At 59.3% G+C, this 13,414-nt stretch carries 12 protein-coding genes and 1 pseudogene; 7 read left to right on the top strand and 6 right to left on the bottom strand.

Going from position 1 to position 13,414, the window contains the following annotated elements; genetic code table 11:
- The first annotated feature begins 74 nt into the window (after positions 1–74).
- Together EV286_RS30875 and EV286_RS30870 are read left to right on the top strand one after the other, a co-directional pair.
- A complete protein-coding gene (locus EV286_RS30875) occupies positions 75–2,363 on the top strand; it encodes a hypothetical protein (RefSeq protein WP_132961061.1) in 2,289 nt (762 codons plus the stop codon).
- 62 nt (positions 2,364–2,425) lie between these two features.
- Positions 2,426–2,998 (top strand): hypothetical protein, encoded by a 573-nt coding sequence (locus EV286_RS30870; protein ID WP_132961060.1) that lies wholly within the window; start codon positions 2,426–2,428, stop codon positions 2,996–2,998.
- 237 nt (positions 2,999–3,235) lie between these two features.
- Here the strand turns inward: EV286_RS30870 and EV286_RS30865 are convergent, their stop codons facing one another.
- Positions 3,236–4,033 (bottom strand): hypothetical protein, encoded by a 798-nt coding sequence (locus tag EV286_RS30865; RefSeq protein WP_132961059.1) that lies wholly within the window; start codon positions 4,031–4,033, stop codon positions 3,236–3,238.
- A 38-nt stretch (positions 4,034–4,071) separates the two neighbouring features.
- On the opposite strand from EV286_RS30865, the gene EV286_RS30860 reads away from it, so the two are divergent.
- From EV286_RS30860 to EV286_RS32665, 3 genes are all read left to right on the top strand, one after another.
- Entirely contained in the window at positions 4,072–4,674 is a 603-nt protein-coding gene (locus EV286_RS30860; protein ID WP_132961058.1) for a HupE/UreJ family protein, read from the top strand.
- A gap of 143 nt (positions 4,675–4,817) precedes the next feature.
- Complete coding sequence (locus tag EV286_RS32670) at positions 4,818–5,141, top strand: hypothetical protein (protein WP_245500894.1); 324 nt, start codon at positions 4,818–4,820, stop codon at positions 5,139–5,141.
- A complete protein-coding gene (locus tag EV286_RS32665) occupies positions 5,114–5,683 on the top strand; it encodes a serine hydrolase (protein ID WP_245500893.1) in 570 nt (189 codons plus the stop codon). The genes EV286_RS32670 and EV286_RS32665 overlap by 28 nt, the downstream gene beginning before the upstream one ends.
- A gap of 237 nt (positions 5,684–5,920) precedes the next feature.
- Here the strand turns inward: EV286_RS32665 and EV286_RS30850 are convergent, their stop codons facing one another.
- The 5 genes and pseudogenes from EV286_RS30850 to EV286_RS30830 form a co-directional block, all read right to left on the bottom strand.
- Positions 5,921–6,955: a DUF4331 family protein gene (locus EV286_RS30850; RefSeq protein WP_132961057.1), complete on the bottom strand. Its 1,035-nt coding sequence runs from the start codon at positions 6,953–6,955 to the stop codon at positions 5,921–5,923.
- 183 nt (positions 6,956–7,138) lie between these two features.
- A pseudogene (locus EV286_RS30845) lies at positions 7,139–8,161 on the bottom strand (zinc-binding dehydrogenase); the annotation flags it as partial.
- Between the two features lie 348 nt (positions 8,162–8,509).
- A complete protein-coding gene (locus tag EV286_RS30840) occupies positions 8,510–9,439 on the bottom strand; it encodes a nuclear transport factor 2 family protein (protein WP_132961055.1) in 930 nt (309 codons plus the stop codon).
- 496 nt (positions 9,440–9,935) lie between these two features.
- A complete protein-coding gene (locus EV286_RS30835) occupies positions 9,936–10,778 on the bottom strand; it encodes an oxidoreductase (RefSeq protein WP_207909954.1) in 843 nt (280 codons plus the stop codon).
- Between the two features lie 157 nt (positions 10,779–10,935).
- Positions 10,936–11,385 carry a nuclear transport factor 2 family protein gene (locus EV286_RS30830; RefSeq protein ID WP_132961053.1) on the bottom strand — a complete coding sequence of 150 codons (450 nt, stop codon included), beginning with the start codon at positions 11,383–11,385 and terminating at the stop codon, positions 10,936–10,938.
- Between the two features lie 88 nt (positions 11,386–11,473).
- On the opposite strand from EV286_RS30830, the gene EV286_RS30825 reads away from it, so the two are divergent.
- Positions 11,474–12,445 carry an AraC family transcriptional regulator gene (locus tag EV286_RS30825; protein WP_348633596.1) on the top strand — a complete coding sequence of 324 codons (972 nt, stop codon included), beginning with the start codon at positions 11,474–11,476 and terminating at the stop codon, positions 12,443–12,445.
- A gap of 54 nt (positions 12,446–12,499) precedes the next feature.
- Entirely contained in the window at positions 12,500–13,294 is a 795-nt protein-coding gene (locus EV286_RS30820; protein ID WP_132961051.1) for a carbon-nitrogen hydrolase family protein, read from the top strand.
- Positions 13,295–13,414: the final 120 nt, after the last annotated feature.

Here is a 13,414-nt window from a genome sequence, read left to right as displayed (position 1 = left end):
CCGCATGACAGCTTGCGCGTCCATAGCGACTGCGAGACAATGGGGTTGAGGCCCGATGGATGGGGGCGGCCAAAATGGCCGGCGTGTCGGGACGATTATCGAAGCTGTCAGATACCGAGACACGAGGCGATGGCCCGTTACGGGAGGGGGAGATTCGCATGCCCACCAAACACTCACGCCAGGACATCAGCGGGCTCTGGGCGCAGGGAGTTGCCGAGATTGCCGATCCTGCACTCGGCGACCCCGCGACACACGGAACCTATACACGGAGCATCTACCTTCGACTGGCGCACGCGTCGGCCCCGGCCGACCCGGCGGCGTCCGCGGGCGCCCAAGCATCTGATCTCTATCCCGATTGCCAGATGCTCTACATTTTCAACGAAGCGGGAGAGATGGCCAGCTTCGCGTGGAGTGATGACTTCCAAACGTCAAACGGCGCATTTCAAGGTGCCTGGGTGACGTACAACCACTGGCTTACATTCTACGGCACTGCGGCGGCTCTCGGGGGAACTGACGACCTTACGCTCTCGATCCCACCTAATCTTGCATTGCGGGCTCCGAAAGACGCAGCCGTTCCCGCATGCTTCCGAGATACGGGATGCCCGATGGCGTCCGGCACCCCGACGGTCGACGCCAAACCGATCGTGGGTCTCGGGAAAGCGCCGCCGCAGCTTCCAACAAATCTCCCCGCCCGGCCCCTGGAATACATCAGGGCCGATGACGGAAACAGCCTCACCTGGGGTCAGCTCGGCGATCAGGGTGCCGTTGCATTTGAGATCTCACTAGAGCGCGCCGCAGCGCAACCACGCCCGGAAGATCCCAAGGTGGACAGTGGCGACACTTGGGGAGGGATCTTCGTCACGAGCTATCCACATGCCGACGCCGTGTTCGTCGGCTATCTGCCGGTCGGGGTTGATCTCACCCAAGGGGTGATGACCAGCACGAAGGCGGGATCCTGGCACGGCCAATCGATGTCCGGTCCGGTCATTTTCAAGTACCCGGAACTGAAGTCCCAGGATTTCCAAAAATCCCCCGCCGGGGATGGCAAATTCGTTCCGCTCGGAACGATCTATTCGAGCCTTGAGGCTGGCCAGAAGAACTCGTCCACCCTGATCGTCGCCAGCACCAACCAGCACAGCGAGTCGACGGCGCGCACGATCGGGCTCGAGGGTGGAATCGAAGGCGCGATCAACGCCAGCTTCAGCGACACGGAGGAGAACAAGACCGAAGAAAAGAGCGGTCAGGAGTTCCGCTACACCCAGAGCGCCGAGACGTTCAAGAAATATGCACTGCTCAGGGATCCGGCCAATCTCACGCTGGATGAGGACTATGCGCGATTGCTGTCGGAAAAGCTCTTGCAGCTCCTGCCGAGCGTAGTCGAAGCGGCGACGCTCGTGGCGCGGGGCGCCGATCCGAAGACCGCCAAGCCGACTTTATCCGACAATGACTGGACCAACTTCGAAAAAAACCACGGGTCACACTACGCCAACGCCGCGACCTTTGGCACGGTGAAGTCCCTCAAGACGATTCTGAAGGAGCAGACCGAAGGGTACCTCGTCGAGCACACCACCAAGCTGAAAGTGAAGGCGAGCGCCGCGTTCGATGGCGTCACCGGCGGCGGCAATGCGACTGTGACATCTACATGGGGCACCGATTTCACGAATTCGATAAATAACCAAGACCTGCACGAATACTCCGTCGGCGAGGAGCATTCCCCCGCGCCGATTTTCCTCGATCTTCGACCAGCGAACGAATTGCTAAACCCGGTTCTCTTCGCCTGGAGTGCCGATCCCCTTGCCGAGATCGACCAGGTCCGGGCGCCCTTCATGTGGTACCTGCTGCGCCAGCATTTCCTCGACTACCAGCGTCGACAACACAAGATCGGCACGCCAATCTCTGCACTGCCCGACACCGACTGGTCGCCGAAGATCGTCCGGTTCCATGCAAGTGCGCAAATGATAGGCCCGGCCCTCACCAGTACCGCCCCCTATGGGACAATTTTCTGGGCCCCCTATGGGAACGCAGTCGTGGCCGCGAACAATTCCTATTACCGAAAAGCCGTAAATGCGCACAACGTTAGCGCCAACTCGATGCTTCCGGGTGCGGAGGACCTGACCTGCACCCTCGTCGCCGACACGGCGACGTCGGCCGAAAGCGGCGTGGTGCTGACCGTCAATCTCAGGCATTCGGTTCTGATCGGCCACGATGACGGCTTCGAGGTCGTCACCCTCAAGATGCCGATGATCGGCACCGACCATCAGGAGGCCGACGGGAGGGGCTACCTCAGCGATCCGGCCACCGGAAAGCTTCCCGATCATGTTTTTGTCAAGCTCCGGCGGGAGATCGTCCAGCCCAGCATGTGATGGCGCATCTTGCGCGAGCGGTGCAAGCCCACGAGGCTTACGGGTCGAAGGAGGAGAAGCCTATGTCGACGGGTGCATTCATCAATTTTCCATTGAACTATCAGGTGACGCTGAATGATGGAGGGCTGACCCCCGACGAGCAAGCCGTTGAAATCCTGACGAAGGGCAGAGAGCTCCTCACGGCAGGATTCCCGGGCGTCGCAATCATCTATTCCGCCAATGAGGGGCAAACGCGCGACCTCATGAAGGCCTATTCCGCCGGCATCTACACGGGCAACGTTGGCGGTGCGAACCAGGCCGAGGTCATGGCCGCAATGGAAACCAGACTCGGCGAGCCGGCCTGGCAGGACCTGCAAATGAAACTGCGGATCGCACCGATCACGACGATCCCCGATCAGCCCAGCAACGCATTCCATATAGTCAAGACCGACATCGCGCGGATCCGCGGCCAGCTCGAACATGGCTGGGCCATATTGGGCTGGCAGAATCAGGAGACGGTCGGTCAGCCGGACCATCCCTATGCGATCGGCCATGGGAAGGCCAACTTGGCTCCAGATGTCGACAAGGCGATCCAGGACGGCCTGAAGGCGCTCGCGAAGGCCTATCCGGCGCCGGTACCAGCCGTTGGTCGCTAGGCAATGACGACACGCAAGTCCTGGAGCGAGGCACTGCGCTATCAGACCACCCGCTGATGCGCCATAACTGCTCATGGCACAAAGAAGGCTCGTGTTGGCACTGCGTAATGTCCGCTTTGCAGCGACAGCGATCGGCGACCCGATGACCACTATGGAGGCGCGAAGCCGTCTTTCGGCAATCGAATCCTCTATGTCCGCAATCGGCCGAAAGCAATCATGCCCGCAAAAAGATTATTATCAGGCTCTGGCCAGGAAATTGGCGACTTCGGATCTGCTCGACAGTCTATACTTACGATGTGGATGCTGCTCGAAGAACCATTGATGGCCTTCAAAGGAGTTCAGGTGGTTTCGTCTGAGGCGGTAACCCCGAGTGTACTTCAACAGCTCTTCGAACTGCTCAGGTGTTTCCCCACCCATTTGGCCTCGTTGCATCAGATTTGAAATGCACTCATCGTCGGCGACGTCGAGCCAGATCAGCGTAGTTACACGCGAAAAGACCTGTTTGAGGATTGAGCCATAGACGCCCTCAATGATCCAAGAGGAACCGTTTGCGGCTTCAGCCACGAGCCGATCACGTTCGTGACGCGGGCGCTCTCCCGCGAAACTCGGTAACCAGTGGAAATCGTCTAGATGAGTAAGCGGAAGCTGGAGCTTGGCCGCCAACTCCTCTGCAAGCCAGGTCTTGCCACTTCCGCCATTACCTACAATGAAAATCCGATCCATTACGCGCTCTGACCGCCGAAGGGTGTTTTGGTCATGAACCCCGAAATTATATCTGTCAAATTCCTCATTAGCGACCAGGTCGTGACGTCCGTTAGGGGACGACCGACGACGTTGGTGGCATTTGCTACGATAAGACAAATGATTTGAAGCGGAAGCCAAGAGCGAGATCGCGTGGAGGGAGATTTGACGCACCATGGGCAGCTCTTGTCCGTGGAAGATGCCAGCTCGACCGGCCACTTTTTCCGGGCGGGAACGGCCTGCATCGAGCAACGCATTATATGTTCTTCTATCTTTCGCCTTACTGCGCACCATGCGATTCTCGCCTAACTCGCGGAAGGAGAACGAGAGTCATGACCCTGAAAATGATGAAATTTGGTGCCTCGGTTCTTGCTGCACTTGCTGTCCCAACGCTTGCCTTCGCTCACACGGGCGTGGGTGAAACGACGGGTTTTATTCATGGATTCGGGCATCCCGTCTCAGGCCTGGATCACATCCTGGCTATGGTGATGGTCGGGGTATTTGCGTTTCAGCTCGGTGGGCGAGCGTTATGGCTCGTGCCATCAACATTCGTGTTCGTGATGGCCATTGGTGGCGCCCTGGGGGTAATGGGCGTGGCGGTACCCTTCGGCGAGACTGGCATTGCTCTCTCGGTAATCGTTCTTGGCGCGATTGTAGCGCTCGGCACCAAGGCGCCAGTCACGGTGGCGATGGGGATCGCCGGTTTGTTTGCGATTTTTCACGGACATGCCCATGGTGCCGAAGTGCCCGAAGATGCAGGTAGAGTGGCCTATGCTGCAGGCTTCATGGTCGCGACCGCGCTCCTGCACGTTGTCGGGATCGCAATCGGTTTTCTCATCGGCAAGGCTGGCGAGAGCGGTGGCCGAATTGTCACGCATTCGGCTGGCGGCATCGCTGCGACGGTGGGTGTTGGTCTTCTGACTGGCCTGCTCTAGGTCGCGTTGGCTTATCTGTTTTATGCCGGAATAAGGCTTCCCACCGTTATCAGCGGAGCAACAGTCAACGCACTGTTGCGCATCACTTCTTTTGATCCGATCGTCAACACGCCCTCGGTTGTCGCGATTCGACTGGAGAAGTGATGAGCAACCAACCTTCTATAGCTGGGAAGGACAGGATCGTTCCTGGCGCCGAGTGGGATGAACTGAAGCCGGGAGACGCTGGCTGGTCATCAGCGCATCTTGCCAGCCTTGCCCGAGATTTGGCGGATGGCCGCTCGACAGCACTCATGATCATCGACGCGGGCCACGTCGTTTTCCAATGGGGCGACGTTGCCTGCAAATCCAGTGTGGCATCAGTGCGGAAGAGCCTGATCAACATCCTGTACGGAATTTACACGCTGAAGGCAGGATCAATCCAAACGATACCCTGGCGGATTTGGAGATCAATGACATTGTGCCCCTGACGGCAATGGAGAAGACCGCGACGGTGCTTGACCTCCTGAAAGCCAGATCAGGCGTCTATCTGCCCTCGGTCTACGATACCGACGAGGGACGCCCGCCGAGAGGAAGTCACAAGCCTGGGACCCATTGGTTCTATAATAACTGGGACTTCAATGTCCGTGGAACCATCTTGGAGCGCCAAACAGGACAGACGGTATTCGAGGCGTTCGCGTCGCGCGTCGAGGTCCCTCTTTCGATGCAAGACTACAGCCAGGATGATGGCCATTTTCACTACGGCCCAGAATCGAAGCACCCTGTCTACAAGATGCGCTTGTCGACGCGCGACCTCGCTCGTGTCGGACTACTGTATCTCCGAGGCGGTCGATGGGGAGACACACAACTCGTCCCCGCGAAGTGGGTTCACGAAAGCACCCAACCCCATTCCGAAATCGGGGAAGGGAAGGGATACGGCTATCTCTGGGTGACTGCCGCCGCAAACGCCCCTGGCGACAGCATCAGCACCAACGTGCCCATGTTTTACGCTAGCGGATTCGGAGGGCAGTAGATCATCGTCTTGCCCGCGCTCGATCTCGTGGCCGTGCATAAATCGGCCCGCGTCGATCATGGTGTGAACCACGCGAGAATGGGAGAAATCATACGTCACGCGCTCGCGGCCGCGCCAGATCGTCGGCAAGCACAAGCGACGTACGTCGTTCTGACATTCATCGGGGCAAGGCGGGGACCATGACGGACATTTTCTCGGCAACGTATGGCGCGGGCAGTATGGCAGTGACCTTGGATCTCAGTCTGGGATGGGAACGTAGGGAAAGGTCTCTGACGGCTTGGCGGTGACAGATTCCTTGCCGATACCCTGGTGCACCGGTGCGCTTGCAGCAATCGAGTACATCACGTCGGGCGTGTTGTCGATCAGGGAGCGACCGTTCCATTCGGCGAAACCGAAGACGGCCTGCGTTCCAACCGCGTAGGGCAGGATGTTCGGGAAGAAGCGGCGAGCAACTCTTGAAGCATAGCCACGAGGGTCTTCGGCCGTCCCGTTGGCAGCCACCACGCCCGCGATCGCCGTAGTGACGACCTCGCCGTATGTGGCGAAGTCGTCGGCGGGCCGCCCGGCATTGAGGCGATTGCCCAGGTCCTCGTTGAACTGGGTGAAGAGCGGGTGGATCATCGGCAGTCCAATCCTATTGATGGATCGCCAACCGCCGGCATCGGTCGCGAGCGTCGCGACGGCCCATATGCCGACCTTCTTATCGGCGGTAGCGCTGTCGACGAGCTCTCTGTCCGGCACTTCCAGAACGATCGAATAGACGGTGTGGCCTGCAAACAGGTTCTTCGCCTTGGCGGGATCCCAACCAGACAGGTCGATCTTCGTGCCGTCCTGAAATGCGTGGCCGACTGCGTGCAGTACGTCGGGCTCGATCCAGAAGGGATCGCCTGCCTTGCCCGCCCATATGCGCAGGCCGGAGGGCAGCGTGGTCGTCTCGCCCGTCACGCCTTGCGCTAGAATGGTGCCCTGCGCGTCGGGATCCACCGCATCCGAACCATCTATCCTGCGCAGGACGAAGCGCTGATGGCCTTCCGCATCTAGCTCATCGAAGGTCACGCGATAAGTGATGTCCTCGATGGCATCACCGTCGAGGTCGACCTTGAATTCATACATGCCTTCGGGGTGATATCCCGGCGCCGGAATGGGGCCGAAGATCGAGTGGCAGACGTTGATGGCGAAGGCGGTCCCGACCTCACCCCGGAAAACGTAGAGATCTGTAATGTCCAGGCGGATGTCCTGCCGTGCGAGCGGCGAATCCAGATGATGTGACATTGGGTTTTTTCCTGTTTACGGAACTTGGGGGAGGGGCGGCTGTGGCGCAGGGCCTCCGGCCCTTTGCGATCGCATTTCGACGGCACTGCGTTGAATTCTGCGCGGACCTCGGCTGGTTAGGCTGAGGCCTAAAATCAAGTCGGTATTCGGTGGAGCGCACTCTGATGTTTCATCATTGTCGCCGATAACGAGAACGGAGCGTCCCAGGGTCTCGCCGGCTTCCAGCGCGCGATGGACCTCGGCGACGCCCTCGAAAGGAACGACCCGGTCGATATGTGGTCGCAGCTTTCCGGAGTCGACCAGCTCTGCAACGTTCTTCAGGATTTCGATCTGGCGAAGGCGAAGGTCATGGTTTCGGCTTATCTGGGGAAGACCGATGTTTACGAAGCCGATTTCCATGTTCTTCCATTCGGCAAGCCCGTTGCCGTCGCTTGGCCAGTCCGAGACGACAGTGTTGACCAACCTGCCGTAGTCGGCCGTATGCTTGAAGCTCTCGGCGAAGTTTGCGTGTCCAACAAAGTCGAACACGACTTTCGCGCCCGGAGCGCCGCGCCATTTCAACAGCGCGCCCTCGACGCTCTCGCTGCGATAGTTGATCGCAAGTTCCGCGCCAAGCTTGCGCACGAGATCTGCCTTGGCATCCGTAGAGACTGTCGTTGCGATCTTCGCGCCGATCAGAACGAGGTATTGGATGGCAATGTGCCCGAGGCCGCCGGCGCCACCGTGGACAAGAACGTGATCCCCATGGCCGATGTGGCCTTTGTCGAAGACAGCTTCCCATGAAGTCAGTGCGACGACGGGCAGGGCGGCGGCCTCAGCAAAACCGAGTGTCTTGGGCTTTGGTGTTACATAGTCGCCTCGCACCACCTTGTACTCGGCATAGCTGCCGGGGTTTCCGGCGTATCCGCCGTCGATGTACCAGACTTCGTCACCGACCCGGATGTTGTTGACAAGCGAACCCGTTTCCTCGACGACGCCTACGCCGTCGATACCCAGGATTGTTTTTGCTCTGCTGGTTTCGCCATCGCCGTCATAGACCGCTCCGCTCTTCCGGTTCTGCCAGTCTGCCGGATTGATGCCCGCGGCCTTCACCCGGACCAGGACGTCGTGGTCATCGCGGAGCCTCGGGCGATCGACTTCGTGGACCTCGAGCACTTCCGGTCCACCAGGACGGGTCACGACAAGGGCGCGCATTTTCTCAGACATGAATTTTCCTTCTCGTTGGGTTCGATCGCACCAGATAAAATGGTGAAGCTTGATGAGGTCCGGCGCCGTAGCGACCTCTAGTCCATAGGTAATCGGGGCATCAGGGAGCCGGCACGCCGGTTCTCGTCTCATTTCTGGTCCTGATGATCGCCGACCATTGATATCGGGGTTTGGTCAGTCAGCCTTCGAAGAAATCCAATGGCTCGCCTTGATCGATACAAGGAATCTACGGCTTCGAGCTGGTAGGGACAATTACAGAAAGCTGTCGGTCGATGGGGCCGATGAACTCGGAGGCAACATGACCGTGCCGCCTCCGATCCATCAAATCGAGTCCGGATGCGATCGCTCCTACTGTTGTTCGGCTGATAAGCCCACAAATTCCCTGTGACGGTCAGGGGACAGCAGCCTTCCGTCATACGCATGGGTAATGCGTGCCACTTTGCCAGCGACGTCCAGCTCGATCGCAGTAATTCCGCGGATGTCCTTGCCGAGCCATTCATAGCCGCCGCCGTTCTTTCCGCCGACGACGTGCAGCAACACTGAGTCCTTGGCGAAGGGTGCGACTTGGGAGACTCGGTTGAGATATCGGACCACCGCGTCGCGTCCGAGCAGCTGCGTGCGCAGTGCGAGGTCCTCGTAGACGACATCATAGGACAGCAGTTCGTCCAGCGGGCGCGGATCGCCTTTTGAGAGCGATTGCTGAAGTGTCTCTGCAGTTTTGACTATTTCGGGCGCCGCGTTGTCGCTGATGCTCCGCTCTTTGAGATCGGTGGGAAACTTCTCCGGCGGGGTGCGCATCGCGTGGTAGGCCTCAGTCGGGAAGCCGGTGCTGTCCCAGTAGTCGACCCAGCGTACGATCTTGCCGTCCTGGAAATCGACAGCACCAAGCAAACGAATCTCACCGCCAAACAGCTCCGGCGTGTCGATGAAGGCGACAACAGCACTGTCCGGGCCGCCGATGATGCGAAATGGATAGGACTGTCCCGAACCCCACTTGGGCATGGCTTCTGCAAAGACGGATTTCAAGCTGTCGAATCCATCGAGAGGCCAGCCGAGAACCGCATCGGTATAGGTGAGCAAATTTGGGGAGAAATATTCCATCGTGGCCGAGGCGTCATGTCGGCTCTTTGCGCTGAAATACTCATTGAAGAATTTTACCGTTTCTGGGGCTGCCGACGAGGTCTCGGCCGTGATCGGAAATTGTGTCGCCGAGCCGGTTTCTGTGATGGGCAAGGTGAGCAGGCCGGCGATTGCTGCGGTCGCGATCAGTTCTTTCATTCTGTCTTCCTTCGGGCATATAGGCCCCGCGTCGCAATTCAATCCTGACAGTTCGGCCGACACGGGCAAGATTCGAGCCTGTCAATCTCCAAGTCGGATTCGTGGATGGGGCTGTCGTCCTGTCAGCCTAGCGGCGTCGGAACCGAGCATAGAACGGATGGATGCGTGGGACAGAACGACGACCTGAGGATGAGTTGTGCCATGCCGGCCGCATCGAGTGGGTTCAGTTGGCCGGCGTCTGTTGGCGTATCGGTATCCTTGCCAGAGTCTCGTTTAGGATTGAGTTCTATGACGCCCGGCATCAGGCTATCGCGTATCTTGTGCGCAACAGCGGCGATGGCTCGGCTGAGTCCTTTGGGTCTTCTGGCGACCATGTGATCTCACTTGGATAAAGGATGATGGTGATCTTCCGGGACGCCGGACGTTCCTGAGGGTCCGGTCGCCGGGCAATGGAAGCCCATCCCTTGCCGGGACCGGCCTTCGGCGCGCTATGCAGTCAGCCGCGTCCAGAGAAATAGGTGCTGTACGAGACGTCCTTCCACTTCTCGTACTCGGCGCGCAATGCATCGAGCTTGGTCATGATTGCCGTCCAACTGTCGGCGCCCATGATGAGCTGTCGGGGCATGTCGCCGGACTTCACCAGCTCGACGAGTATTTCGGCCATGCGAACGGGATCGCCGGGCGCGTAGGCGTCCTCGTTTTCGGCGGTCAGGATATCCATGATCTTGTGTGCCGTGGCGTCGTAGGCTTCGATCCTGGGGCTCAGCAGATTGCGCCCGGCGATACCGGTGCGAAAACCGCCCGGCTCGATGGTCGCCACCTTGATGCCAAGCGGTGCGACCTCTACGTACAGTGCGTCGCTAACAGCTTCCAATGCATGCTTAGACGAACTGTAGTAGCCCAGTCCCGGCATGGAGACGACGCCCGCCGTCGACGATACGTTAATGATCGTGCCGCTTGCTCGGGCACGCATGCCGGGCAGAGCCGCCTGGATGGTGTTCACGACGCCAAAGACATTGGTGTCGAACAGCGTCCGGATATTGTGTTCCTCGCCTTCTTCAATGGCAGCCTTATAACCGAGGGCGGCGTTGTTCATGAGAACGTCGATGCCGCCATGCCATTCCTCTGCCGCTGCAATGGCGGCTTTGATTTCCGATGGCTTGGTGAGATCCATCGATAGCGGCAGCACGGCATCAGGATGCGCTTCGGCCAGCGTCTTGAGACGCGCCTTGTCCCTCGCAGTAACCGCCACGCGATAGCCGGCGCGCAAAGCCGCGTTGGCGGTGGCCGCTCCGAGCCCGCTCGACGCGCCGGTAATGAACCAGGTTTTAGTGCTCACAGGTTTCCTTCCTGCGGACGCGCTCGCGACCGCGGTTTGATGGATGATGGTGGTGTTGCTGAATTCAGGGTGGCGTGCCGCGGAGGCGTTCGCGGGATGGGTGCTTATCCCTTGTCCGGATGAGCGCCGACAGCGCCGGGTCTAACTGGCGAGCGGGCTATTGGAGCTGCTGCCTCGGCTTGATTTCGAGAATGGTTCGTCGGAGCTCGAGTTCGGCCAGGCGCCAGCGTCCGCCCACGAACCGCCAGGTCTCGTGATAGTGGCCGTAGCCGTGCATCGATGCGGGGCGATCGCCGCCTTCCGCGAGAATGAGATAGTCTTCCATCGACCAGATCGCACGGACCTCGCTGTCCGAGATGATCTCGATCTCGCCGTTGTGCACCTGGTGGATCGTGTGAGCTCCGTCCAGGTAGTTCCTCATGAGCTGGATCCATTCCGCCGTCGAGTCGAACCCATAGAGCAGCGTGCTGTCAGGACCGAAGAAGCGCAACTTGGGCTTTTCCACGAGAAGATCGGCTAGATCGTCCCATCTCTTTGTGTCCACGAAGCGACAGTATTTTGCCTTCTGGACCCGGATCGCATTTATCAGCGTGAGTTGGTCTTGCATTGGCAATCTCCTTTCCCGGCACCATATAGCGACCGCAGCCAGTAGCCTTCAGTCTGTATCGTCTCAATTTCTGGCGCGATCGTCCATTATGGGAACTTGTAACATGGACCCTCTGACGGAAATGTTCTCTTCTATGCGTGTTCGCAGATCGGGCTTCACGCGTCTCGACGCCCATGCCCCATGGGGCTTGGAGTCGGGCGGCGAGCCCGCGATCAAGTTCGGGCTGGTGGTGGATGGAACAGGTGTCTTGACGACGCGAAGCAACCCGGAGCCTATTCGACTGAAAAGCGGTGACGTATTCATAATCCTCGCCGACGAGCCCTATCAGCTCTACGACCACCAAGGCTCGACGAGGATGGCTTGTGTCGACGTCGAGGCCATGCGGGTAGGCAGTTACATCCGCCTTAGCGGTGACGGTCCAGCGTCCACTTTCGTCAGTGGATTTTTCGAGATCGATCGCATGGATGCGAAGCCGCTCCTATGCGTTCTTCCGCCATTGCTCCACCTCAAGCGGGAGCAGCAGAGAACGGCGGCATTTCAGTCAGTCCTCGATCTTCTTGCCGCAGAGACCGAAAACCTTCGACTGGGCTCGGAAGCGGCCGCCGCACGGCTATTCGAGCTCCTGTTCATCCATTCGGTGCGCGCGCTGATCGACGAGTGTTCAATGCCCAAAAAGGGATGGCTCGCTGCTGCCGCCGACAAGAACCTGGCTCCGGCCCTCAGAGCAATCCATGCCGACCCGAAGAGGACTTGGACCGTGGAGATGCTTGCTAAGACAGCCGGGATGTCACGCTCAGCCTTTGCCGCTCGGTTCCGCAACCTGGTCGGCCAGACGCCGCTCGGCTATGTGACGGACTGGAGGATCCACATGGCAAGCAGGCTGATGGAGACCAGCTCGCTGCGGATTGCGGGGATAGCGCGAAGCGTCGGTTACGAGTCGGAAGCGGCGTTCACGAAGGCGTTCAAGAAGGTCACCGGCTCAAAACCCAGTGCCTTCAGAAAGGCTACGATGGGACGTGAGAAGCTCCAGGTCGAGGCGGCGGCGCTCCCGGAGATCTAATCGACCTAATATGAGGAGATTGGGGTGATTGTGCGAAAGACAGATGGAGCGAGGATGACGAAAGTGGCGATCGTCGAATGGCCCGATGGCCTGCTACCAGGAGGGGCCGAGTGGGAGACGATAAGACGCGAGATCAGCGGGGCCGGTGCCGATCTTCTCGTCACCAACGAGATGCCGTTCGGACACTGGCTGCCGAAGGCCAAAGGATTCGACCGTGATGCGGCTGCGCGATGGGTAGACCTGCACGAGGAGGGGCTTCAGTCTCTGAAGCAGTTGGACGTTCCTTCCATCATCTCGTCGCGACCTGTCATGGGAGTCGAACGGCTCGCAAACGAGGCTTTCGCGCTGGAAGGCGGGCGTTATACGGTACTCCATCACAAGCACCTTTTTCCGGCCGAGCCGGGCTGGGAGGAAGCGGACTGGTTTCGCCCGCATATCCCCGGATTTGAGACGGCCCTTGTCGGCGGCCTCCGGGTCGGAGTGCTGCTCTGCACGGAGTTGATGTTCTCGAACCATGCGCGAGACCTCGGCCGGAAGGGCGTCGAACTGATCGTGGCGCCTCGGGCGACCGGCGAGAACCGGTTCCTTTGGCAGACCGCGGCAACGATGGCCGCAGTATCGGCCGGCGCCTACGTCGCAACGTCCAACCGATGGCAGCCCCGCGATTCCAGGAACAGGTTGTTCGGGGGCGGCGGTTTTGCAGTCGATCCGGCAGGTCAGATCATCGCGACAACCCAGGACACCAAGCAGGCATCTGCGTTCGAACTGGATCCGGGCTTCCCCGAAAGGGCCAAGGTCGAGTATCCAGCCTATGTCGACGAGTCGTACGCACGGGGCGCGTGGGATTGAGATCTCGCGGCGGACTATAGCGTGTCCGCAGCCTTCCTTCGCCGTCTCGGCCAACACCTAAGGCTATCTTCAAGATTGCTGACAAACGCGATAGAGTATTCGGATATCGATAGTGCGATC

It is taken from the genome of Rhizobium sp. BK251, assembly GCF_004345245.1.
Lineage (GTDB): Bacteria > Pseudomonadota > Alphaproteobacteria > Rhizobiales > Rhizobiaceae > Rhizobium.
The sequence above is the reverse complement of the archived record's forward strand: the minus strand, read 5'-3'. Positions and strand labels throughout refer to the sequence as shown.

Excerpts from the sequence above, each read along its gene's own strand:
- EV286_RS30875 (WP_132961061.1), top strand. The coding sequence starts at position 75 with ATGGCCGGCGTGTCGGGACGATTATCGAAGCTGTCAGATACCGAGACA.
- EV286_RS30870 (WP_132961060.1), top strand. The coding sequence starts at position 2,426 with ATGTCGACGGGTGCATTCATCAATTTTCCATTGAACTATCAGGTGACG.
- EV286_RS30865 (WP_132961059.1), bottom strand. The coding sequence starts at position 4,033 with ATGGTGCGCAGTAAGGCGAAAGATAGAAGAACATATAATGCGTTGCTC.
- EV286_RS30860 (WP_132961058.1), top strand. The coding sequence starts at position 4,072 with ATGACCCTGAAAATGATGAAATTTGGTGCCTCGGTTCTTGCTGCACTT.
- EV286_RS32670 (WP_245500894.1), top strand. The coding sequence starts at position 4,818 with ATGAGCAACCAACCTTCTATAGCTGGGAAGGACAGGATCGTTCCTGGC.
- EV286_RS30850 (WP_132961057.1), bottom strand. The coding sequence starts at position 6,955 with ATGTCACATCATCTGGATTCGCCGCTCGCACGGCAGGACATCCGCCTG.
- EV286_RS30840 (WP_132961055.1), bottom strand. The coding sequence starts at position 9,439 with ATGAAAGAACTGATCGCGACCGCAGCAATCGCCGGCCTGCTCACCTTG.
- EV286_RS30830 (WP_132961053.1), bottom strand. The coding sequence starts at position 11,385 with ATGCAAGACCAACTCACGCTGATAAATGCGATCCGGGTCCAGAAGGCA.
- EV286_RS30825 (WP_348633596.1), top strand. The coding sequence starts at position 11,474 with ATGGGAACTTGTAACATGGACCCTCTGACGGAAATGTTCTCTTCTATG.
- EV286_RS30820 (WP_132961051.1), top strand. The coding sequence starts at position 12,500 with ATGACGAAAGTGGCGATCGTCGAATGGCCCGATGGCCTGCTACCAGGA.